Origin of the sequence: Streptomyces sp. Ru71 (assembly GCF_002920535.1) — a bacterium.
Taxonomy (GTDB): Bacteria; Actinomycetota; Actinomycetes; order Streptomycetales; family Streptomycetaceae; genus Streptomyces.
Genome location: NZ_PQSS01000060.1, coordinates 23,349 through 45,224, shown reverse-complemented (window position 1 = coordinate 45,224; position 21,876 = coordinate 23,349). Strand labels below are relative to the sequence as shown.

General features: G+C 69.0%; 20 protein-coding genes. 11 read left to right on the top strand and 9 right to left on the bottom strand.

What is annotated here, in order from left to right; all coding sequences use genetic code 11:
* Positions 1-804: 804 nt before the first annotated feature.
* The 8 genes from C3489_RS27900 to C3489_RS27865 form a co-directional block, all read right to left on the bottom strand.
* The gene (locus tag C3489_RS27900; RefSeq protein WP_103784841.1) at positions 805-1,731 is read right to left on the bottom strand and encodes an amidohydrolase family protein; all 927 of its coding nucleotides are present in this window, start codon (positions 1,729-1,731) and stop codon (positions 805-807) included.
* A 163-nt stretch (positions 1,732-1,894) separates the two neighbouring features.
* On the bottom strand, positions 1,895-2,320 hold the full coding sequence (locus C3489_RS27895; protein ID WP_103784840.1) for an SRPBCC domain-containing protein: 426 nt from the start codon (positions 2,318-2,320) through the stop codon (positions 1,895-1,897).
* A complete protein-coding gene (locus tag C3489_RS27890) occupies positions 2,320-4,770 on the bottom strand; it encodes a xanthine dehydrogenase family protein molybdopterin-binding subunit (RefSeq protein WP_258054980.1) in 2,451 nt (816 codons plus the stop codon). The genes C3489_RS27895 and C3489_RS27890 overlap by 1 nt, the downstream gene beginning before the upstream one ends.
* Complete coding sequence (locus C3489_RS27885; RefSeq protein WP_181139881.1) at positions 4,767-5,324, bottom strand: (2Fe-2S)-binding protein; 558 nt, start codon at positions 5,322-5,324, stop codon at positions 4,767-4,769. The genes C3489_RS27890 and C3489_RS27885 overlap by 4 nt, the downstream gene beginning before the upstream one ends.
* Complete coding sequence (locus C3489_RS27880) at positions 5,321-6,169, bottom strand: xanthine dehydrogenase family protein subunit M (RefSeq protein WP_181139880.1); 849 nt, start codon at positions 6,167-6,169, stop codon at positions 5,321-5,323. The genes C3489_RS27885 and C3489_RS27880 overlap by 4 nt, the downstream gene beginning before the upstream one ends.
* A 39-nt stretch (positions 6,170-6,208) precedes the next feature.
* A complete protein-coding gene (locus tag C3489_RS27875) occupies positions 6,209-7,930 on the bottom strand; it encodes a styrene monooxygenase/indole monooxygenase family protein (protein WP_103784838.1) in 1,722 nt (573 codons plus the stop codon).
* 25 nt (positions 7,931-7,955) lie between these two features.
* Positions 7,956-9,179: a styrene monooxygenase/indole monooxygenase family protein gene (locus tag C3489_RS27870; protein WP_103784837.1), complete on the bottom strand. Its 1,224-nt coding sequence runs from the start codon at positions 9,177-9,179 to the stop codon at positions 7,956-7,958.
* Between the two features lie 71 nt (positions 9,180-9,250).
* Positions 9,251-10,039 carry an SDR family oxidoreductase gene (locus C3489_RS27865; RefSeq protein ID WP_103784836.1) on the bottom strand — a complete coding sequence of 263 codons (789 nt, stop codon included), beginning with the start codon at positions 10,037-10,039 and terminating at the stop codon, positions 9,251-9,253.
* A 116-nt stretch (positions 10,040-10,155) separates the two neighbouring features.
* Here C3489_RS27865 and C3489_RS27860 point away from each other — a divergent pair, with 116 nt between their 5' ends.
* On the top strand, positions 10,156-11,139 hold the full coding sequence (locus C3489_RS27860; protein ID WP_103784835.1) for an AraC family transcriptional regulator: 984 nt from the start codon (positions 10,156-10,158) through the stop codon (positions 11,137-11,139).
* Positions 11,140-11,154: 15 nt separating this feature from the next.
* Here the strand turns inward: C3489_RS27860 and C3489_RS27855 are convergent, their stop codons facing one another.
* Positions 11,155-11,592 (bottom strand): ATP-binding protein, encoded by a 438-nt coding sequence (locus tag C3489_RS27855; protein ID WP_103784834.1) that lies wholly within the window; start codon positions 11,590-11,592, stop codon positions 11,155-11,157.
* Positions 11,593-11,884: 292 nt separating this feature from the next.
* On the opposite strand from C3489_RS27855, the gene C3489_RS27850 reads away from it, so the two are divergent.
* The 10 genes from C3489_RS27850 to C3489_RS27805 are packed head-to-tail and all read left to right on the top strand — an operon-like array spanning position 11,885 to position 21,828.
* Positions 11,885-12,943 carry an Ldh family oxidoreductase gene (locus C3489_RS27850; protein WP_103784833.1) on the top strand — a complete coding sequence of 353 codons (1,059 nt, stop codon included), beginning with the start codon at positions 11,885-11,887 and terminating at the stop codon, positions 12,941-12,943.
* Between the two features lie 34 nt (positions 12,944-12,977).
* Entirely contained in the window at positions 12,978-14,579 is a 1,602-nt protein-coding gene (locus tag C3489_RS27845) for an NAD(P)/FAD-dependent oxidoreductase (protein ID WP_103784832.1), read from the top strand.
* Positions 14,580-14,606: 27 nt separating this feature from the next.
* Entirely contained in the window at positions 14,607-15,335 is a 729-nt protein-coding gene (locus tag C3489_RS27840; RefSeq protein ID WP_103784831.1) for an SDR family NAD(P)-dependent oxidoreductase, read from the top strand.
* A gap of 7 nt (positions 15,336-15,342) precedes the next feature.
* The gene (locus C3489_RS27835; RefSeq protein ID WP_103784830.1) at positions 15,343-16,959 is read left to right on the top strand and encodes an FAD-dependent monooxygenase; all 1,617 of its coding nucleotides are present in this window, start codon (positions 15,343-15,345) and stop codon (positions 16,957-16,959) included.
* Positions 16,960-16,991: 32 nt separating this feature from the next.
* Positions 16,992-17,354, top strand: a complete 363-nt coding sequence (locus C3489_RS27830) for a hypothetical protein (protein ID WP_103784829.1) — start codon at positions 16,992-16,994, stop codon at positions 17,352-17,354.
* Positions 17,347-17,886 carry a cupin domain-containing protein gene (locus tag C3489_RS27825; RefSeq protein ID WP_107499754.1) on the top strand — a complete coding sequence of 180 codons (540 nt, stop codon included), beginning with the start codon at positions 17,347-17,349 and terminating at the stop codon, positions 17,884-17,886. Before C3489_RS27830 ends, C3489_RS27825 begins: the two co-directional genes overlap by 8 nt.
* A gap of 10 nt (positions 17,887-17,896) precedes the next feature.
* Positions 17,897-18,295, top strand: coding sequence for a RidA family protein (locus tag C3489_RS27820; protein WP_103784828.1), 399 nt, complete (start codon positions 17,897-17,899; stop codon positions 18,293-18,295).
* 12 nt (positions 18,296-18,307) lie between these two features.
* Positions 18,308-19,195 carry a fumarylacetoacetate hydrolase family protein gene (locus tag C3489_RS27815; protein WP_103784827.1) on the top strand — a complete coding sequence of 296 codons (888 nt, stop codon included), beginning with the start codon at positions 18,308-18,310 and terminating at the stop codon, positions 19,193-19,195.
* A 33-nt stretch (positions 19,196-19,228) separates the two neighbouring features.
* Positions 19,229-20,392, top strand: coding sequence for an XdhC family protein (locus tag C3489_RS27810; RefSeq protein ID WP_103784826.1), 1,164 nt, complete (start codon positions 19,229-19,231; stop codon positions 20,390-20,392).
* A gap of 14 nt (positions 20,393-20,406) precedes the next feature.
* The gene (locus C3489_RS27805; protein ID WP_258054979.1) at positions 20,407-21,828 is read left to right on the top strand and encodes a cytosine permease; all 1,422 of its coding nucleotides are present in this window, start codon (positions 20,407-20,409) and stop codon (positions 21,826-21,828) included.
* Positions 21,829-21,876: the final 48 nt, after the last annotated feature.

The window sequence follows — 21,876 nt, the reverse complement described above, 5'->3', positions numbered from 1 at the left end:
GGTGCTCCCCGCACCCGCGGGGATGGTCCCAGGGCGACCTCCGGCTCGGGGAGGAACGCGTTGTGCTCCCCGCACCCGCGGGGATGGTCCCGAGCCGCTCGCAAGGGCGCGCGAGGCCGCCGCGTGCTCCCCGCACCCGCGGGGATGGTCCCGCGCTGGAGAAGCACTTCCGCCAGCCCGGCGAGTGCTCCCTGCACCCGCGGGGATGGTCCCCCTCGCCCAGTCCGCGCGTGCGTTCGCCCGCGAGTGCTCCCCGCACCCGCGGGGATGGTCCCGCGACTTCGGGCTCACAGGACCCTTCTACACCGTGCTCCCCGCACCCGCGGGGATGGTCCCTCTCCGCCGTCAGCAGGGTGAACCGCCCCGGTGTGCTCCCCGCACCCGCGGGGATGGTCCCCACGAAGTACCAGCTCGGACAGTTAGACAGTCGTGCTCCGCGCACCCGCGGGGATGGTCCCGGCGCCGGCCGGTGGTGCTTGCAATTACTCGCGCACCAGACGCAGCGCCATCGCCCTTGGTGGGAGAAGGGGGAAGCTCCTTGTGCCCCAAGAGCCGCCGGCACCGGTTGGGTCGGATGCCCCAACCGGTGCCCCACTGCCGTCGTGCTGTCTGCGGTCGATGCCCTGCTGAAGCAGCACGATCCGTGTCGTGCCCCATTGCGAGCGGCCGCCCGCTACGCCGTCGTCCGCCACACCGCTGTCCGGGAGGGGGCAGGCCTACAGTTGCTCTCTACGACTTGCTGAGGCCCGCAGTGCCCAGACGCTGGCGACGTGCGCACCTCGGGGCAGGCCGCGCAGGGTGGAATTAACGCCCCAACGCCTCCCGCGAGGTGCGAAGTTCCACGGTCCGAACGAAGTCTTCCCCCCGGTGGGCCACCAGAGAGCGTGGGTCGTCTGTGCCCATGGGGAAGGGCCAGTCGCTGCCCAACACCATGCGGTCCTCCCCGAAGGTCGTCACGGCGAGGTCCACGACGGCGGCGTCATGAGCGAGACAGTCCACGTAGAAGCGGCGCACGGCTTCGCGGGGGGACTCCGAAAGGTCGGGCACGCCGGGCCGGTGTGTATCCACCCCCCGTTGCCAGCGGCCGATGACCGTCGGGAGCAAGCCACCGCAGTGCACCAGCACAAAGCGCAAGCGCGGATGCGTGGCGAGGACGTCACCGAAGACGAGCTGGGCTGCGGCGAGCGCGGTCTCGCCGGGGTTTCCCAGAAGGTTGGCCAGGTAGAACGGCGTGAGCCGAGTGTCGGGGGTGGTGCCGGGGTGAAGGAGCAGGGTGCGACCGTCCTCGTCCAAAGCCTTCCACAGGGGGGCGAGCGCGGCGTCGGCGAGGGAGCAGGAAGCGCCGCCCGCCGCGGCGGTCAGCCCGGCCCACCGGTCGTCGTCGCGCAGGCGTGCGTACTCGTCGACGGCCACGTCGGGGTGTTCCAGTGGGAGATAGGCGAGCGGGGTGAGCCGGTCCCTGTCGTCCAGCGCGTTCAGCAGACCTGTGTTGACGGACTCGGCCCACTCACGTGCCGCCTCGGCGTCCAGGTCTTGGCGGAAAAAGGGCGGGGGGATCGTCACGACCGCTTCGTCAAGGCCGGCGGTGTCGAGGTAGGACACCAGCCTGTCCGGACGATAAAGGTCGGGCGGGCCGACGGGGCGCCCATCGATCAGCAGCAGACCGTCCGTGTTGTGAGGGTGGTGGTCCAGGCGAGGAGCGAGATGGGTGTGCAGGTCGATGCCGGGCACGGCAAAACTCCGATCATGAGGGGCAGCGGGAGACAAGGAAGGAGCGCGGTACGGCATCGCCGTCCCAGTGCCGTACCGCGCTCAAGGACCTCGGTGGGCCGATGGCCGGTGCAGGAGCCCTCGGCTGGCCGAGGCCGTTTCAGGACCTGACCCGAGAAGGGGATCAGGCCAGGGCCGCCGCGCCTTGAAGGACCTCGGCGATGGCGCGACCTGCGACCTCGCGGGCGACCCGCTGGCCGACGCTGGCGGCGGGGCCACGGAGGGTGAGATCGGCGGACCAGGTGACCCGGCTGCCCCCTTCGACGGGGACGAAGCCGAGCTCGATCCGCACGTCGATTGCGTGCTGCGCCCGCACGGCGTGCACAGTGAGTACTGCTCCAGCCGCATCGGCTCTTTCGGCGCGAATACGGGTCCGCAGCTCCAGCCGGCCGAAGGGAGTAACGGGGCTGAACAGGGCGTGTACCGAGCCGTCCGGGCCGGTTGACACGTCGTTCAGGGTGGCAACGGCCTTCAGGTCGTCGGTGCGGTCGGCCAGCGCCGCGAGTGCCGTGCCGGACCCGGGCGTGGTGAACTCTCCGCTGATGTGCATCAGTCCACCTTGACCTTCTCGGCGTCGGCGCCGCGCAGGGCCCGGAGTACGCTTTCCGGGGGGTTGTGGGAGTCGAGGATCATGCCTGTGTCGCCGATGGCGTCCTGGATCGCGGAACAGATGGTGTGCAGCGGGGCTCCTCCGCCTTCTCCCATGCCCTTGGCACCGACCGGGGTGAACGGGGAGGGACTGACCACACTGTCGTAGCGCAGACTGGGCATGTCGTACGGAGTTGCCGCGTGGTAGTCGTAGAAGTTGGCGGTGATGAGCTGGCCGTCCGCGTTGTAGGCGAAGTCCTCGAAGAGGGCGGCGGAGATGCCGTGCACGGTCGCGCCGTGCACCTGGCCTTCGATCACCATGGGGTTGATCGGTGTGCCGCAGTCGTCGACCATCGCGTAGCGCAGGATGGTGATCTGCCCCGTTTCCTCGTCGATTTCGAGGACGCAGGCGTGGATCTGTGTGGCGTAGGTGAGCGTCAGGTTTCCGTACTTGCGTTCGAGGTTGGGCAGTTCGAACGGAGCTCGGTAGACGGCTCGGCCCACGAGTCCGACCTCTTCGGCGACCTCTGCTGGCAGTGAGCCGGGCGAGAAGTGGACGATGCCGGCGATCGCGTCGAAGGGCAGGGCTCGCTCGTTGTCGTGCCGGACCTTGGCCAGGCCGCCCTCCAGGACGATGTCGTCCGCGGGCGCTCCGAGGACGGCACCTGCGACGAGCTGGATCTCGCGGACGAGCTTCTTCGTCGCGTTGAGAATGGCGCCGATGCCGGTGACCGCGAACTGCGAGGCATATGAGCCGGAGAAGCCAGTCTGAGCGGACAGGGCGGAGTCGCCGCCTCGGTGCACGATGACGTCGTCGTAGCCCACGCCGAGCAGGTCGGCGACGACCTGGGCGACGGTGGTCTCGTGTCCCTGTCCGAAGGCGACGCCGCCGGTGACGGCGTAGACGGAGCCGTCCGCGCCGAGCCGGACCAAACCGCCCTCGGTGTTTCCGGCAAAGGGAAGGTGCTCGTTGATCAGGCGGGCCTGCGCGAAGTTGTTGGTCCCGGAGTCGAGAGTGGATCCGATTCCGATGCCGATGCGCTTGCCGGTGCCGCGTGCTTGGCCCTGGAGCCGGCGGGCCTCGTCGTAATCGATGAGGTCCAGGGCCTTGCGCAGGGACAGTGGCAGGTCACCGGAGTCGTACACGCAGCCGTTGACCGTGGTGTACGGGTACTGGTCCGGCTGGACGTAGTTCTGCAGTCGGAACTCGACGGGATCGAGACCGAGTTTGTGGGCTGCGATGTCCATCATCCGCTCGACGACCCACATGTGCTGCAACCGGGAGTAGCCGCGGTTGGGATGTACGGGGCCTTTGTTGGTGTAGACGCTGCGGTAGCGGACCTTGAGGTGCTTGAGCTGGTAACAGGCGTTGGCGACCTGGGTCCAGATGGCCCCGCCGAGCGGCTCGTACCGGGTGTAGGCGCCGACGTCGTCGAGCGCGTCATAGCTGAGGCCGAGGACTGTGCCGTCGTCCTGCACGGCCATCTTGATGTTGTGGAACCAGCGTTCGTTGCCGTGACCCCCCATGTAGTGGTGCTCGGTCCGGGTCTCGGTCCAGCGGAGGGGACGGCGCAGTTTTCGCGCCAGCAGGGCCACCGCTGTGGCGGGGACGTACATGCCGATCTTGATGCCGAATGAGCCGCCGATGTCCTTGCTGACGATGCGGATACGCTCGGCGGGGTGGCGCATCGCCGACGCCATCATCAGGGTGGTGATCTGCGGCATCGCGCAGCCGCCGGTGATGTGGAAGCTGTTCGTGCCGGCGTCGTACTCGACGGTGATGACCATGCACTCCAGCGGGGTGGAGCTGAAGCGGTGGAAGTGCATCTCGTCGACGCTGATGACGTGGTCGGCGTGGGTCAGGGCGAACTCGATGTCGCCCCAGTCGTAGTCGCCTTCCCAGGCTACGTTGGTGTTCGTCTGGGTATGGACGAGTGGGGCGCCCTCGGCGACCGCGTCGCGGGCGTCGACGACGTGCGGCAGCGGCTCGTAGTCGACTGTCACGGCGGCTGCCGCGTCCCGGGCGGCTTCCCGGGAGTCGGCGGCGACCGCCACGACCGGCTCACCGACGAAGCGGACCACGCCGCCGCTGGCCAGGCAGCGGTCCACCTCGGGCTCTCCGTCCTCCGGCGGGCCCTGGATCTCCATGAAGGGCTCGGTGAGGGTTTCGACTTCGTCCGGCAGCAGGCATCCGAGATAGCCGGGCACGCGGGTCGCGGCGGAGACGTCGATGCCGATGATCCGCGCGTGAGCGTAGGGGGAGCGGACGAAGAAGACGTAACCGAGGCGGTGGACGGGTGTGTCGTCGCCGAACTCGCCCTCGGCCCGCAGGAGCCGGTCGTCCTCCTTGCGGGGCATGGCACGGCCGGTCCATTTCCGGGTGTCCCGGGATGCCTGTGTGGTGGTGGTCACTGCTCCTCGCCCTCCTCGTGACCGTGGGGCTTGGGTACGTCCTGGCCGGCTGCGGCGCGGATGGCGCGGACGATGTTCTCGTAGCCGGTGCAGCGGCAGATGTTGCCCTTCAGGGCGCGGCGCACCGACTGGTCGGTGACGCCCTCGCCCGATGCGAGCAGATCGGTGGCGGTCATGAGCATCCCGGAGGTGCAGTAGCCGCATTGCAGGGCGTGGTGGTTCTTGAAGCACTGCTGCAGGTTGTTGAGGGTGCCGTCCTCGGCTGCCAGGGAGGCCGCGGTGTCCACTGTCGTGCCATCGGCCTGGGCGGCGAGGATCATGCAGGACTTGGCGATGCGGCCGTCCCAGCGGACCGTGCATGCCCCGCAGTTGCCCGTGTCGCAGCCGATCTTGGGGCCGCGTTTGTCGAGGGTGTCGCGCAGCCAGTGGACGAGCAGTGTGCGGGAGGAGACGGTTCCCTGCTCCGGGCGGCCGTCGACGGTGACCTCGATCGCGTGCACGTCGGGTCCCTCGGGCGTCGTGCTTGTGGGAGACGTGTGGTCGGCGATGCTCATGCCGTGACACTCCTTTCGACCGCGTCATTGAGCGCGCGGCGCAGCTGGACCCTGGCCATCTCCAGGCGGTATGCCGCGGAGCCGTGGGCGTCGCCCATGGTTTCCACGCCGGCCTCGTCGAATGCCGCCAGGGCGATGCCGGTCAGGGAGCTGTCGACCGGGCGTCCGAGCAGCGCCTGCTCGACCTTGGTCACCCGCAGGGGCGATCCGGGGACCGCCCCGAGGACGACACGGGCGTCTTCCACCTCTGTGTCGATCACGTCCAACCGGACGACGGCGCGGGCCAAGGCCCAGGAGTCGGCGGCGAGCTGCTGGTGGCGGTGCACCACGCGAGTACCCTGCGGGAGGGGTCGGATGTGAATGGACGTCAGCAGCTCACCCGGGCGCAGCGTGGTTGCCAGGCCGCCGGCGAAGAGGGTGTCGGCGGTGATGCTGCGCCAGCCCGTCGTCGACTTGGTGTGGAACCAAGCGCCGAGCGCGGTCAGCAGGGGCGGGAAGTTGTTGGTGGGGTCGTTCAGGCAGCAGTTGCCGCCGATTGTGCCCCGGTTGCGGACCTGCCGGTCCACCAGGCCGGCGGCCATCTCGGCCACCGACGGCTGCACCTCCCGGACCACGGGAGAGCTCGCGATCTCGACATACGTCGTGGCCGCGCCGATGACCAGCGTGCCGTCGGCGGTGACGTCGATGCCGCGCAGTTCGTCCAGGCGGTGCACGTCGACCAGCGCGGTCGGCTGGACCAGGTCCAGCTTCAAGGCGTTGATCATGCTCTGGCCGCCGGCGAGCACGGCCGCTCCATCGATCGAAGCGAGCATGTGGGCCGCCTCGGCCACGGTGCTGGGTCGCACGTAGCGCAGGGGAGGAAGGATCATCCGGGCCTCACTCGGTCACAGGTCAGGGTGTTTGGCGGCCAGGTGGTAGAGGCCGGAGTGGAAGACGAGTGGTTCGCCGCCAGGTGCGTCGTACTGTTCGACCTCGCCGATCATGACGATGTGGTCGCCCACGTCGAGGCATTGCACGGTGCGGCACTGGAACCGGGCAACAGCCCCCTCCAGCACAGGAGTGCCTGCTATGCCATCGTCGACCGGAGCGCCGGCGAACTTGTCCTCGGCGGGAGTGGCGAACTGCCGGGAGAGGTGGTGCTGGTCGGCCGCCAGAATGTTGATCGCGAAGTGCGAGGCGGATGTGAAATCGGGGGTACTGGGCGCGTTCTTTCCGGGACACCACAGAACCAGCGGCGGGTCCAGCGACACGGACGTGAACGAGTTCGCCGTCATCCCGACCTTGCGACCGTCGGCCCCGCGAGCCGTGACCACGGTGACACCGGTCGCGTACTGCCCGAAGGCCCGCCGCAGGTCGCGTACGTCGAAGGACGCGTCCCCCACCGCGCGCTTCTCGGCCAGCATCCGCTCTGCCTCCGCGGGCTCGGACCACCACGGGTACAGCGTGCGCGGGTCGTCGAAGCCGTTGACCAGCGCACGGGCCGCACCAGGCACCTCGGCCGCCTCGGTGAGCAGCGACCGCTGGTGCGGACGGAAACCTTCCAGCAGCCCGTTGGTCCAGGCGACCGACCACTGGGCCCAGCCGCGCCAGTAGCCGTCGAAGGTGCGTTGCATCCATGTGGGCGTGAAGTTCTCGGCGCCGTGGCGAAGAATGCTGTCCAGGTAGTGCTCGGCCGCCTGCGCCGCATTGTTGGAGCCCTGCCCGGTAACCGGGTCGCACAGCACCACAGCGTCGGCGAGACCCAGTACGTGCCGCCCGGAGGGGAGCTGGGCGACGGGCCGGCGCACGGTGGGCGTGAGGCGACCGCGCAGCACCGCGTTGTCATCGGTCAGCCGCGCGTCGCGGCAGCGCTCGTACTCGTCAGGGAAGAAGTGCTTGAGGATCTCCAGCGAGCGGGTCAGATGCTCCTCTGGGGTACGGACGCCGTCCCAGCAGTCCATGGGGCCGCCGGGTACTCCCTCGAAGACCATGATCTCGCACGGGCCGGAGACGGTCAGCGCGGGGAACGTGAAGTACTCACCGACGCCGGGCAGGACCCGCAGGTCGACGACGGGGTCGCCGGGACGCTGCTGAGCGCCGGTGACGTAGGTCAGGGCGAGGACACGGCGCGGGCGGTCGTAAGGGGACCGCTCGGAGTCGCGGGGGAAGATGCGCCCCAGTTCGCCCTTACCGGTCGCCACGACGACCAGTTCGTGGGTACGGGCGTACTCCTCCAGATCGGCCAATGTGGCCGCCCGCACGACGAGTTTGCCGCCCGCCTGCTCGTAACGTTCGAGCCAGGCCGCGCACTTGACGCGCTGGTCCACCGACTGGGCGGGTGCGTCCAGAGGTGCGCTCCACTGCACGCCGGTGTTGCTCTCCTCGGCTCCGATGGACAGGGAGATCCCGGAGATCTGTGGGCAGATGCCCTGCCAGTCGTCCAGGCCGAGTGCGCGCTCTGTGCGCAGGGCTGTGTCGAACATGCACTGGCTGGACATCACGGGTCCGGTGCGGACTTGGTCCGGCTCCCGGTCGGTGACGAGGGTGACGTCGTACCCCTTTTCCAGTAGTCCGAGGGCCAGCTGGGTGCCGGACTGGCCGGCTCCGATGACGGCGATGCTTCGCATGACCGAACTCCTCGCTCTGTGCGCGCTAGGCCTGGACGGCGGCGAGGTAGGACTCGGCTGCCGTGGGGTTCATGAACCAGTGGAAGAAGTCCCGCGGGTCGTCGAAGCCGTTCGCGAAACGCCGGGCGATGCGAGGGCTGTCGGAGGCGGCGCTCAGCAGCTTCAAAACGTGCTCGGGCGGTGCGCCCAGCAGCGCGTTGGTCCAGGTGGCGACGTACTGCGCGTAGTCCCAGTACCGCTCGAAGGTCTCCTGCATGAAGGCGGTGTCGAACGGGCGGTCACCGTGCTCGAGAATGCTCGACAGATAGGAGGCCGCGCACTTGCTGGCGTTGTTCGAGCCCTGCCCGGTGATCGGGTCGTTGAGCAGCACGACGTCGGCCACGCCCAGGACGGTTGCCCCGGAGGGGAGCCGGCCGACGGGCTTGCGCACGGTGGGCGGGAAGCGGCCGGCGAGGACACCGTTGGCGTCGGTCAGCTCCAGGTCGGTGCAGCGCTCGGCCTCCCAGGGGAGATAGCGGCGCACGATCTCCAGGGAGCGCTCCAGGTGCTGTTCGGGCGAGGAGACGTCCTGCCAGCAGTCGAGGGGGCCGCCGGGGACGCCCTCGAAGACCATGATGTCGCAGGCTCCAGTGGTGGTCAGCGCCGGGAACGTGAAGTACTCGCCGATGCCGGGCAGCAGGTTGAAGCTGACGGCGGAGTGCTCGTCCCGGGGCTTCATCCCCCTCACGTAGGTCAGCGCCAGGGCGCGCTGCGGGGCGTCGAAGGTCGACCTCTCGGCGTCACGCTCGAACAGGCGGGCGATCTCGCCCTTGCCCGCCGCGACGATCACCAGGTCGGACTCACGGGCGTAGAGCTCCAGGTCGTCCACGCCGGCGTCGTGCAGCTCCACCTTGCCGCCGCGGCGTTCGAACTCCTCCAGCCACGCCGGCATCTTCACGCGCTGGTCGACCGAGCGGGCGGAGGCGTCGAGCCGGGAGGACCAGTCGACGGCCTTGCCGCCGGCGCCGTCCGGCACACAGAAGGAGATGCCCTCGACGGGGGGACACTCCGCCTCCCACAGGTTCAGGCCGAGGTTGCGCTCGTGCCCGAGGGCGGTGCCGAACATGCACTGGCTGGACATGACCCGGCCGTCGCGGATCTGCTGTCCGGTCCGGTTGGACACGACGGTCACGTCGTATCCGTGACCCAGGAGCCCGATGCCGAGCTGGAGGCCGGCCTGGCCGGCACCGATGATGGTGATCTTACGCATGGGGTGGACCTCCGGTCCGTGTGCACAGCGTGGAAAAAGAGGGGGCTGGGGCTGCTTGGTGAGACGGCCGGCTATTCGGCGAGCTGGGGGATCGCGGGGATGAGACCTTCGGGGCCGATCGCCGAGTAGCCGCCGTCCACGGCCCAGTCGGCACCGGTGACGAACGACGCCTCGTCGGAGCACAGGAAGGCGACGACGTTGGCGACCTCCTCGGGGTCACCGACCCGGCCCAGGGGGTGGAAGGGAGCGGCGACGCGGTCGGTCTTCGCCCGGTCGCCACCCGTGAGCTGGTCCATCACCTTCGACCAGGTCCAGCCGGGGCTCACGGAGTTGACCCGGATGTTGTCTGCCGCCAGGTCCGCCGCCATGTTGCGGGTCAGCTGGACCATGGCCGCCTTGCTCACCGGGTACAGCCAGCGCCCGGGCTGTGCGACCTTGCTGGAGATGGAGGTGAAGTTGACGATCGCCCCACCACCCTGCGCGAGCAGATGCGGGTGCACGGCCCTCGCCATGAGCGCGGCGCTGGCCACATTCACGTCGAGGGCCTGTATCCACTGCTCACGACTCGAAGAGAAGCCCTCGTCCACATAACTGCAGGCCAGATTCACCAGGATGTCCACCCGCCCGAACGCGTCGACGGCACAGGCGACGCAATCGGCTACCTGAGCGTCGTCCGTGATGTCCGTCTGAACAAAAAGGACACGATCTCCCAGCTCGCTCGCCAATTCGAGGCCGCCGTCCTTGTCGATATCGGCGACGACGATGCTGGCGCCGGCCGCATGCAATGCGCGGGCGACCGCTTTACCGATAATGGTTGACCCGCCGGTAACAATCGCGGCCTTGACTGCCAATCCGCTCATGCTGTCTCCTGGTCTTCGTTGGGAGTTGTCGAAAAATTAGGCTGAGCGCCGGGGCATCGCTATCCGCATCACGCCGCTTCCTATCCAGATCGCGCTTTCTGCAGCGGAGGCACTTCATGAGCACCAACGAGCCGATCCCGCTCGGCACGCACGAGCGCTTCCACACCTCCGAGGTGGAGGTGGCGCGTGCGCAGGTCGGACGCACTTTCTGCGCCCACGACCTGCGGGTGCTGGGCCGGTCCGCCCGGCTGGACGCGCGGCTGCACGGAGTCACGTTCGGCGACACCGGCTTGTACTACCTGGCCTACGGCGCAGAAGTGATGATCACGCCGGGCGCGCTGCAGGAGTTCTACCTGGTCCAGATGCCGCTGGGCGGGAGTGCCGAGATCACCTGCGGTGGCGAGCACATCGTCTCCACGCCCCGGATGGCGTCCGTGCCCTCACCCACGGAAGCGCTGGCCATGCGATGGCACGAGGGAAACGCCCAGCTCATCGTCTGGATCCGGCGGACCGCGCTGGAGGCTCACCTCGGCAAGCTGCTGGGCCGCCAGCCCAAAACGCCTGTTCGATTCGATCTTGGCATGGATCTCACCACGCCTGGGGCCCGTTCCTGGCTCGGCATCATCGATCTGCTGCGGGGCGACGCGGATAATTCCGGAGGCATGCTGGACCAGCCCGTGGCTGTCAAACAGCTCGAGTCCCTGCTGACGACCCAGCTCCTGCTCACCCAGCCGCACAACTACAGCGCCGCCCTGAGCGGCGAGCAGCCGCGCGTGGCCCCACCGACGGTCCGCCGGGCCATGGAGCTCATGGAGTGTCACGCGGCTGAGCCGCTGACCGTGGAAGACGTGGCCGAGGCGGTGGGTGTCAGCGTGCGGGCGCTGCAAGAAGGCTTCCGCCGGCACCTGCAGACGACGCCGGTGTCCTACCTGCGCGAGGTGCGCCTCGACAGGGTCCGGGCCGAGCTGACCGCGGCCGCACCCGGAACGACGACAGTCACCGATGTCGCCTACCGCTGGGGGTTCTTCCACCCGGGACGCTTCGCCATCGCCTACAAGAACCGGTTCGGGGAGCATCCGTCGCAGACCCTGCGGGGCTGAGCGGCCGGCTCCCCCTCACTGCGGGGGACAGTCCAGTTCCGCCCACCGCACGCAGCCGGAGGCATCCGTGTAGGCACCGCACGCTGCCGCGAGAGCGATCACGATGCCGCATCCCCGGCCGTGCTCGTCGTCCGCCGGCTCGCCGATCACTTCGGCAGCCCCGTGGTCACGGACCTCGACGCGGACCCGACGACCGCAGGCGGACACAGTGCAGGACAGGGTCAGCGTGGCCGGCGGCAGCGCGTGCAGCACGGCATTGGTGACCAGCTCCGAGACGACGAGGAGGACCTCGTCGACGGAGTCGGCTCCGACGTCCCACTCCTTCAGGAGCGAGCCCACCCGGCGCCGGACCAGTGCCACGGCCTCCGGGATGTGCGGGATCGGCCAGTCGTAACCGAGACGCTCAGCGTCCTTGTGGGCCGTGCCGGCGGTGAGGACAAGCTCTGCGGTCATCTCGATGCACCTCCGCGGACCGGAGCCGGTTCCAGGCGCCCCTTTGCGGCTCCGTATGTGCCCACACTAGAAACGCCGTGTTCTTGCACCAGCCGCCGAACGCTGTGCACTGTCCGAAATGCGCTCCATGGGCCACGGGCCAAGGCCAGGGCGCGGAAAGTGGACAGTCGGCCGCGTTTCGCGGATAGCGGCCGAATTCACACGCGCTTAATTTCTTGGCAGCTTCCTGGTCGCCCACGAAGAAATCGCGGCCGAGGAAATCCCATACTCAGCCACCGTGTGGAGTTCTCGAATGAGCGACCGTATTTCCGTATCGCCCGAGTGGCTGGTCGAAGCCGTCAGCTCGGTTTTCGCCGCCGCGGGTCTGTCGCCGATGGCCGCCGCGACCGTCGCCGACAGCCTCGTGGAGGCGGATCTGCGCGGTACGCCGTCGCACGGTGTGCTGCTGGTGCCGATGTACGTCGAGCGCCTCCGCAAGAACTCGGTGAGCACCCACGAGCGGGCCGAGGTCGTTCTCGACGCGGGCGCGATCGCGGTGCTGGACGCCCGGGACGCGCTCGGCCAGCTCACCGGCGACCAGGCGATGGACCTGGCCATCGACAAGGCACGCACCTACGGGATCGGCGCCGTGACAGTCCGCCACGCCTTCCACTTCGGCGGCGCGTACCGCTACGCCCGCACGGCCGCGGCGGCGGGTTGCCTCGGCATTGCCGCTGCCAACACCCGGCCGCTCATGCCGGCCCCGGGCGGTGCGGCCGCGGTGGTCGGCAACAACCCCCTCGCCGTCGGCATCCCCACCGGAAACGGCGAACCGATCCTGCTGGACATGGCCCTGTCGGAGGCAGCCCTAGGCAAGATCCGGCTCGCGGCCCAGGAAAGCCGCCCGATACCGCCCACCTGGGCCACCGACAACCGCGGCACACCGACGACGAATGCCGCCGACGCCTTGGCCGGCCTGCTCCTGCCCGCGGCCGGACACAAGGGCTACGGTCTCGCCCTGGTCGTCGACGTTCTGACCGGCGTGCTGTCCGGCGGCGCTTTCGGCAACGGCGTCCGCGGACTGTACGCCGACACGTCGGTCCCCAACGACTGCGCGCACTTCTTCCTCGCGCTGGACATCTCTGCGTTCGGGGACAAGGACGCCTTCCAGAACCGCGTCGACGCGCTCGCCCAGCAGATCACCGGATCACCGAAGGCGCCGGGCACCGATCGACTGCTGCTGCCGGGGCAGCTGGAGGCGGAGCGGGAGGACGCCGCACGCCGCACCGGGGTCGAGATCGACGACAGCGTCCTGCGTGCCCTGCGCGAGACGGCCGGGGCGGTCGGGATCACCCTCAGCACCCCCCGTTGAGCGGCACCCCGAACCACGAGCCCGAGGAGGACCCATGTCACGTACGGTCGACGCCGTCGTCGTCGGTTCCGGTGTGAACGGCCTGGTAGCGGCCGCCGAGCTGGCCAAGGCCGGCTGGTCGGTGGCCCTGGTCGAAAAAAACGCACGGCTGGGCGGATTCATCGCCACCGAGCAGCGCACTCTGCCCGGCTACCTGCACGACACGTATTCCTCGTGGCATCCGCTGTTCGTTTCCGGCGCCGCCTACGCCGCCCTCGGCGAGGACCTGCACCGCCACGGACTTCAGTACCGCAACACCGACGACTTCGTCACCGGCACCATCGCGTGCGACGGCCGAGTGGCCCTCGCCCACCGCGACGCCGAGACGACGGCGCAGGGGTTCGAGCACGCCGAGGACCGCTCCGCCTATCTCGGCATGCTGCAGCGCTTCCTGCACAACGCGGAGGACATCGGTGGCTTCATGAGCAGTGAGCTGCGCTCTCGTGCGATCGTCGGGCCCGCGCTGCGGATGCTGCGCCGGGAACGCCTGGCGGGCACCGAGAAGTGGCTCCGCGACTTCCTCACCAGCGCTCGCTCGTACTGTCGCAGCTATTTCACCGGCGAGGACGTCGACCTGCTGTGGACACCCTGGCTGCTGCACGCCGGACTGTCCCCGGATCACGCCTCGGGCGGCTTGATGCTGCCGATCCTGGCCGCCACCATGCACGGATTCGGCCTGCCGGTGGTGGCGGGCGGCGCGGCCAACTTCGTCGGCGCCTTCGAGACTCTGCTGAACGAACTCCGGGTCGACATCCGTACCGGTCAGCCGGTGGAGCAGCTGATCGTCACGTCCGGCAAGGTCACCGGCGTCGTCTGCGGCGGCGAGGCGATTCATGCCCGCCGTGCGGTGCTGACATCGGTGACTCCGACCGCGCTGTACGAAGAGCTTCTGCCCGCCGGCGCCCCGGTCCAGCAGACCGTCCGCGACCAGGCCCGCCGTTACCGGTCCGGGCGTGCCGCGATGCAGCTCCACGTCGCCCTCTCCGCCCCGCCGACCTGGAACGACGACCGCTTGAGCGCGGTACCGCTGCTGCACGTTAGCGATGGCTCGGCAAGTACCGCGATCGCTTGCGCGGAAGCGGAGGCCGGTCTGCTTCCGCGTTGGCCGACGGTCGTGGTGGGGCAGCAGTACGTCCTCGACCCGACACGAGTCCCCGAGGGTGCGGCGTCGCTGTGGATTCAGCTGCAGGAGCTGCCGTTTGAGCCGCTCGGCGACGCCGCCGGCGAACTGGACGTCACCGGCGGCTGGACCAAGGAACTCACTGACGGCTACGTACGCCGTGTGCTGAACCGCGTGGCTCACCACGCGCCCGACCTGCCCGCCAAGGTGCTCAGCTGGGATGCGATCACTCCGGCCGACCTTTCCTCGTACAACCCCAACGCGGTGGCCGGCGACCCGTACGGCGGCTCCGCCGAAGTCGACCAGAACTTGCTGTGGCGGCCTCTGCCCAGCGCGTCCCGCCACGCCACATCCGTGCCCGGGCTGTGGCACATCGGCGCCGCCACCCATCCCGGCCCCGGCCTCGGCGGCGGCTCCGGACACCTTGTGGCCCAGCAGCTCATCCGCAGCCATCGACGTACCCGCACCCGCCGCTGATCACCGAACCGTAGGAGCACCCATTCCATGAAAACCCTCTTCGACGCCTCGGGCGAGGTGCTGGTCGTCACCGGCGGCGCCCACGGTATCGGCGCCGCCCTCGCCCGCGGCTACGCCGCAGCCGGCGGCACCAGCGTCGTCCTGGACGTGTCCGCCTCCGAGGAACTCGACGGCGTCGCCAACGTCGTCCAATACCGCACCGACGTCTCCGACCGGGAGGCCGTCCTTGCCACCGTCCAGAGGATCCTCGACGAACATGGGCAGATCGACGCCCTGGTTGCCGGAGCCGCCATACAGCCGCGTACCCCCGTCGTCGACACCGACCCGCGGGAGTGGCGGCGCACGCTCGCCGTCAACCTCGACGGCGTGGTGTGGAGCTGTCAGGCGGTGCTTCCGCACCTGATCGAGCGGCGGTCCGGGGCCATCCTCGTCTTCGCTTCCGGTCTGGCCCACATGGGCCGCGCCGAAGCGTCCGCGTACGCGGCGAGCAAGGGCGCGCTGATCCCGTTCGCCAAGTCCCTGGCGGCCGAGGTCGCCGAGTACCGCATCCGCGTCAACACCGTTTTCCCTGGCGTGATCGACACGCCGCAGTTCCGGGCCGCCAACCCCTCAGGCGGAGAGCGCGAGCACTGGGCGAGGACTACTGGGATCGGCACACCCGAGGACGTCGTGGGCCCGCTGCTCTTCCTGCTGTCCGACGCCGCCACGATGACCGGTTCGACGCTCACCCGCGACCGCGTCTTCCCCAAGGAGTGAAAACCTCATGACCGAACAGCTCACTCCGGATCACGGCGACGAGCTGCCCGTCGCCGTGATCGGCGCCGGACCCATCGGCCTCATCACGGCACTGGGCCTGGTCCAGTACGGCGTCCCCGTCGTCGTGTTCGAGGAGGACGACCGGCTGTCCTTGGACACCAAAGCCGGCACCGTCCTGACCCGCACCCTGGAAGTGCTGCACCGCTACGGAGCGCTCAGCGAGGTCCTCGACGCTTCTCTGCGCATCGACGAGATCGGCGAGCTCGACCGTGCGACCAACACCCCCACGCTCAGCGTGCGCACCGGCGATCTGACGGAGGACACCCGCTTCCCCTTCGTCATCAACATCCCTCAGCATCATCTCGAACCCGTCCTGCGAACCGCGCTGGAGAAGAAGGCACCCGGCGTCCTGCACATGGGACACCGCCTGCTCGGATTCGAGCAGGCGGACGACTACGTCGAGCTGCGGCTGGAGACTCCCGGCGGTGAACGCACGGTCAAGGCCCGGCACCTGCTCGCCTGTGACGGCGGCCGCTCCCAGGTGCGCGACGATCTCGGCATCACCGTCGAAGGCCGCACGCTCGAAGAGCGGTACATGCTGGTCGACCTCAAGGTGGACCTGGACGTCGACGACCCCCGGGACTACCCCTACCTCGCCTACTTCGGCGACCCCGAGGAATGGATGATCCTGGTGCGCCAGCCTCACTGCTGGCGCTTCCTCTACCCGCTGGCCCCCGGCCGGCCAGAGCCCGACCGAGAAGAACTCGCCGCCAAGGCACGCCGGTTCATCGGTGACGTTGCGCAGCTCGAAATCCTGGGCACGAACATCTACAACGTGCACCACCGCGTCGCCGACAAGTGGCACGACGGCCGCATCTTCCTCATGGGAGACGCCGCCCACCTGATCACTCCCATGTGGGCGCTCGGCCTGAACACCGGTGTGCTGGACGCCTCCAACCTGCCCTGGCGCCTGGCCTGGGTGCGCCGCGGCTGGGCCGACGAGTCCCTGCTCGAGGCGTACGAGACGGAACAAGCGCCCGTAGCCGTGCAAGGCAGCGGCGAGATGGCCGAGGCGGCCCGCGCCTACATGGACCGCCGAGGGGGCGCCCTCGAAGCCATGACCGACGGTAACTGGGGCAACGCCTTCACTCGCGCCCTGCTCGGTGTCCGACTGGACGTGGAGGGCTCCGGGGACTGGTCGATGGTGAAGAGCGGGGACCGGCCCGTCCCGGTGGCCGCCGGCGACCGTGCTCCCGACCTGCCGCTGTTCGGACCGCAGGGCCCTCTCTACCTGCACGACCTGGCCGCCGACTCCTTCGTCGCCCTCTACTTCACCGACACCCGCCGCCGCCCCGCGATCCCCGCCCAAAACTCCCCGGCTCTGCGGCACTTCGCGGTCAGCCGCTGGGACGCGCCCCACGACTCCGGACTGCGCGACCGCGCGCTGTTCGACCCCGGGGAGCGCGTCCGCAAACGGTTCGGCGTCGCCGACGACACGCTCGTCCTCCTCCGGCCCGACGGCCACGTGGCCGCCATCGTGCCGTACGACCCGAACGACGCCAGCCTCGACCGCGCCGCGCAGCTGTACGAGCGCATCACCGGCCGCCCGGTGCCGCGCGCGTGACGAACGTCCAGCAAAGAAGGAGCACTTCCACCATGACCACCGCCATCGCCCCCGACGGCACCACCGTCGAACTGGCCGCCGTCGGCCAGGAAGTCGTCTTCGAGAACGAGCACGTCCGCGTCTGGGAGATCAGCCTGGAACCGGGCGCCAACCAGCCCTGGCACCAGCACCTCAACCCCTACCTCGTCATCGCGCTCGAAGCCGCCGACAACCGCATCGATGCCCTGACCGGCGGCGAGCCCAGGCTGGTCCACGAGCCGGCCGGCGGGGTCGTCTACCGCGAGCCGGGCGAAGTCCACATGCTCACCAACCGTGGCACCACGCGCTACCGCAGCCGCCTGGTGGAGCTGAAGTACCTCGGCGAGAACGCCATCCAGGAGCACACCCATGACTGACACCGCACCCAGCCTTGTCCAGGCGCCCGCGCGTCCCGAGGCCATCACCGCCGAGGAATGGGCGGAGAACCTTTCGGAGCCGGCGGCGTACGGCGGCGAGGGACCCGACAGGTCCCGTGAGGCTTCCGCCCCCGGCCCGAACGGAGAGGCCCTGTTCCGCTTCCGCGAGATCCTGCTCAACACGCAGGACCTTCAGTGGGCCGACAAGACCCTCGCCGGACTGTCCCACAAGGCGCTGTGGCGCAACGAGGAGACCGGCGCCTCCATCTCTCTCGTGCGGTTTGAGAAGGGCTCCGGCATCCCCTCGCGGCACTCCCACGCCTCGAACCAGTTCATGTTCTGTCTCAAGGGCCGCTACACCTACGTGCCCACCGGCCTGACCCTCACCGAGGGGTCCTTCTACTGGAACCCCAAGGGCAGCCTGCACGGTCCCACCTTCGCCGAGGAGGAGTCGATCCTCCTGGAGGTCTACGACGGCCCCCACTACCCCACCCAGCCCGACTGGTACAGCAGCCCCGACGACGCCCGATAAGGACCCTCCCGTGCCCAAGAACGAAGTCATCTCCCCCGAACTCGCCGAGCCCAACGGACACTTCGCCCAGGCCACCGTCATCGAGACAGGCGGCCGGCTGCTGTTCATCTCCGGCATGACCGCACGCGCCAAGGACGGCACCGTCACCGGTGTCGGCGACATCACCGCCCAGACTCACCAGGTCTGCCAGAACCTCAAGGCCGCGGTCGAGGCCGCCGGCGGCTCCCTGGATGACATCGCCCGCGTGGACGTCTACGTCCGCAACATGGAGGACTTCGACGCTATCCATGCCGTACGCCGCCAGTACTTCACCGGCGTCGCACCGGCATCCACGATGGTCGAGGTCTCCAAGTTCGTGAACAAGGACTACCTGATCGAGATCAACGCGATCGCCGCGATCCAGGACTGAGGGACGGCACTAGTGAAACTCGCTTCCCTCACCGTCGACGCCGTACGCCGTGCGGGCGCCGTGCACGAGGCCGACCGGACCGTGTCCGTACTGCCCGCCTCCCTGGGCACGGTCGACGACATCGTCCGCGGGGGCCCGCAGGCCCTCGACGCGGCCCGCGCCGCACTCCCTGGCCCGGACGTGCTGCCTCTGACAGAGGTCCGTTTGGAGTCACCACTGCACCGCTTCAACCGCGACATCCTGTGTACCGGCTGGAACTACTGGGACCACTTCGAGGAGTCCAGGGGCAAGCGCGAGGGCCAGGACCCCGCCTCACGCCCCGTACACCCGACGTTCTTCACCAAGGGCCCCGACACCGTCATCGGACCGGGTGACGACATCGCCTACGACCCCGAGGTCTCCGCCAAGTGGGACTACGAAGCCGAGATCGCACTCGTCATCGGACGCGACGGCCGGTCGATCCCCGAGGAGAAGGCCCTGGAGCACGTCTTCGGCTACCTGGTCGCCAACGACGTCTCCCAGCGGGATCTACAGCGGGCGCACGGCGGGCAGTGGCTCAAGGGCAAGAGCATCGACGCCACGATGCCGCTCGGCCCGTGGATCACCACCGCGGACGAGATCGACGACCTTGCCGGCCTGCAGGTGCAGTGCGAGCTCAACGGCCGGCTGCTGCAGAACGCCTCCAGCGGCCAGATGGCCTTCTCCATCGCGACGATCATCGCCGAGCTGAGCCACGGCATGACCCTGCGCGCCGGTGACGTGATCCTCACCGGCACGCCCAGCGGCATCGGCAACGCCCGCGAGCCGCAGATCTTCCTGGGCGACGGCGACGTGATCGTCACGCGGGTGTCGGGGCTGGGAGAACTGCGCAACAAGGTCACGCTGACGCGTCTGACGTGATCTGAGCCCACTGAAATCCCTGAGGAGACCTCGATGATCGACATCGCCGCGGAACTGGAGGAGTGGTGCGCGGACGGCCGTCCCTTCGCTCTCGCCACGGTCGTCGAGGTCACCGGCAGCGCGCCCCGGCCGCCGGGCACCTGCGTCGCAGTCGATGCCACCGGGCGCGTCCTGGGCAGCCTCTCCGGCGGATGCGTCGAGGGCGCGGTGTACAACCTCGCCCTGGACGTGCTGGAGACGGGAGTTCCACAGCGGGTCTCCTTCGGCTACAGCGACTCCGACGCGTTCGCGGTCGGGTTGTCCTGCGGCGGAGTCATCGACATCGTGGTTCGACGAGTCGGGGACGAGCCCGCGAGGCAAGCCCTCCGTGTCGTCCTCGACGCACTGGCTGAGGGCCGGCCGGTCGCGCTGGCCACCGTCGTGGAGAGTCCGGCGGAGGGCCTGGGCTCGCTCCGGGCCCTCACCCCCAGCGTCGCAGCGGGCGACCCGCCCGCCCACCCGGACGCCGACCGCACGAGCAGAGCCCTGCTCGCCCGCGGAAGCGGCGGCACGCACCGCTACGCGGCGGACGGCGGCTGCGACCCCACCGCAGGCGAGCTGACCGTCCTCACCTCCGTCTATTCGTCCCCGCCCCGCATGCTCGTCTACGGCGCGATCGACTTCGCCGGCGCAGCGGCCCGCGTAGGGCGATTCCTCGGTTACCACGTCACGGTCTGCGACGCGCGGGAGGTGTTCACCACTCCAGAGCGCTTCCCCGACGCCGACGAGGTGGTCGTCGACTGGCCGCACCGGCATCTGCGTTCACTTGCCGACAACGGCGCCCTGGACGAGCGCACCGTCGTCTGCGTCCTCACCCACGACGCCAAGTTCGACCTCCCGCTGCTGGATCTGGCGCTCCGCTTGCCCCTGGGCTACGTCGGCGCCATGGGCTCCCGCCGCACCCACGCCCAGCGGCTTGAGGCCCTGCGTGCGACGGGCCTGACGGAACACCAACTGGCCCGGCTTCACTCGCCCATCGGACTGGACATTGGCGCGAACACGCCGGAGGAGACCGCGGTCTCCATCGCAGCGGAGATCATCGCCGCCCGCACTGGCGCCGGGTCTCGTCCGTTGCGTACCACCGACGGCCCCATCCACCGTCCGGCAGCGCCGCTCAATCCGGGCCCGCCTGCTGAACTACCAAACAGCCACGACTGAAGGGACCCGGCCCGATGGCTGCAAAGACTGCCGCGCTGTCCAGGACGGACGTCCGGGCGCGCATGGAAGATCATGCGTTGACCGCCGTCCCAGCATCCGAGCGCCGCTCGGGCTGGGGCCTGATGACCAACACTGCGGGCATCGCCTCCACCCTGATCCAGCTGGCCATCGGCGGCGGAGTGACGCTTATAGCAGGAGTCTGGTACGGCATCCTCGCCGGCGTGGTCGTCGCCGTGTTCGGCGGCGGGCTCGGCTGGCTGGTCGGCCACGTCGCCTACAAGTCCGGCACCTCGTCCACCGTGACCGCACGTTTCTACGGCCTTGGACTACGTGGATCGGCACTCGCCTCGCTCATCTTTGCGTTCATGATCCTGGGCTTTCTCGCCCTGGAGAACGCGCTGCTCTATTACGGCACGCTTTTTATGTTCGGCTGGCACCCGGGGCTCGGCAACGCCTTGCTGATTTATGGTCTGTTGACGCTGGCGTGGATCGCTCTGACCGTCTTCGGGCTAAAGGTTGTGCAGCGCACATCCATGGTTCTTCTGATCGGCTTCCTCATTCTCACCGTTGGCATCGCGGCGATGGCCCTGACCCGTTCGGGTGCGTCCCTGTCCGAGCTCATGTCGGCGGGTCCGGTGGCGCCCGGGTATGGCGGACAGGGAGATCGGTTTATGGCAGTGCTGTCGATCCTCGCGGGTTCCGCGGGGGCGCTCGCCCTGACCGACGCCGACTTCGCCCGTTACGCACGGTCCAGCCGCGACGTCGGCATCCTCGCCGTGGGTGGCGCCATCATGATCGACGTCATCGTCGTGGTGCTGGGCACCGTGATCATCCACGCCGGCTCAAAGGCCGTCGGTGATTATCTCGGGGCCCACCCGCAGGTAGCCGCAACCCAGGTGGGGAGCAGCATCGCCGACAAGGTCACCTGGATGATCAGCAATAACTCCGGGGCCTTCTTCGTGGTCCTGGCGGGGCTGACCGGCTTCCTCCTGATGTACGTGGCTCAGGCCAAAGCCCAGGTTTTGAACACCTACGGCGGCTCGCTGGCACTGTCCAACCTCTCCGACAGCCTGTCCGGACGCAATCCGGGGCGGGCCGCGATGGTCGTGGTCGGCAACGCGATCGGCCTGCTCATGGCCGCTGGGAACATCCTGGGGCTGGTCACCAGCTATCTCGGGATCCTGGGGGTGACCACGACGGCACTCGCTGCAGTGATCATCGCCGACTTCTTTATCGTGCGGCGGGGCCGTGTCGCCGACGCCGACCGGCTCGAGACGGTGAACTGGGCCGGCGTCGTCTCGGTGCTCGCAGCGACGATGACGGGCACAGTTCTCCAGGAAGCCGGCGTGACATCGCTGGGATTCCTGGTCGCCCTCGTCGTGGTCCTCATCGCGTACCCGACGCTGCGCAGCACCGTGCTGAGAGCACGAGCCTAGGAAGGTGTGTCACGCCGGGCAGTGCGCGGTTCAACGGCTCCAGGTCTC

Bases quoted from the DNA above. Each gene is read 5' to 3' on its own strand.
- C3489_RS27875 (WP_103784838.1), bottom strand. From the start codon at position 7,930: ATGCGAAGCATCGCCGTCATCGGAGCCGGCCAGTCCGGCACCCAGCTG.
- C3489_RS27885 (WP_181139881.1), bottom strand. From the start codon at position 5,324: ATGAGCATCGCCGACCACACGTCTCCCACAAGCACGACGCCCGAGGGA.
- C3489_RS27805 (WP_258054979.1), top strand. From the start codon at position 20,407: ATGGCTGCAAAGACTGCCGCGCTGTCCAGGACGGACGTCCGGGCGCGC.
- C3489_RS27845 (WP_103784832.1), top strand. From the start codon at position 12,978: ATGTCACGTACGGTCGACGCCGTCGTCGTCGGTTCCGGTGTGAACGGC.
- C3489_RS27825 (WP_107499754.1), top strand. From the start codon at position 17,347: ATGACTGACACCGCACCCAGCCTTGTCCAGGCGCCCGCGCGTCCCGAG.
- C3489_RS27860 (WP_103784835.1), top strand. From the start codon at position 10,156: ATGAGCACCAACGAGCCGATCCCGCTCGGCACGCACGAGCGCTTCCAC.
- C3489_RS27830 (WP_103784829.1), top strand. From the start codon at position 16,992: ATGACCACCGCCATCGCCCCCGACGGCACCACCGTCGAACTGGCCGCC.
- C3489_RS27810 (WP_103784826.1), top strand. From the start codon at position 19,229: ATGATCGACATCGCCGCGGAACTGGAGGAGTGGTGCGCGGACGGCCGT.
- C3489_RS27895 (WP_103784840.1), bottom strand. From the start codon at position 2,320: ATGCACATCAGCGGAGAGTTCACCACGCCCGGGTCCGGCACGGCACTC.
- C3489_RS27855 (WP_103784834.1), bottom strand. From the start codon at position 11,592: ATGACCGCAGAGCTTGTCCTCACCGCCGGCACGGCCCACAAGGACGCT.
- C3489_RS27835 (WP_103784830.1), top strand. From the start codon at position 15,343: ATGACCGAACAGCTCACTCCGGATCACGGCGACGAGCTGCCCGTCGCC.
- C3489_RS27865 (WP_103784836.1), bottom strand. From the start codon at position 10,039: ATGAGCGGATTGGCAGTCAAGGCCGCGATTGTTACCGGCGGGTCAACC.
- C3489_RS27850 (WP_103784833.1), top strand. From the start codon at position 11,885: ATGAGCGACCGTATTTCCGTATCGCCCGAGTGGCTGGTCGAAGCCGTC.
- C3489_RS27840 (WP_103784831.1), top strand. From the start codon at position 14,607: ATGAAAACCCTCTTCGACGCCTCGGGCGAGGTGCTGGTCGTCACCGGC.
- C3489_RS27870 (WP_103784837.1), bottom strand. From the start codon at position 9,179: ATGCGTAAGATCACCATCATCGGTGCCGGCCAGGCCGGCCTCCAGCTC.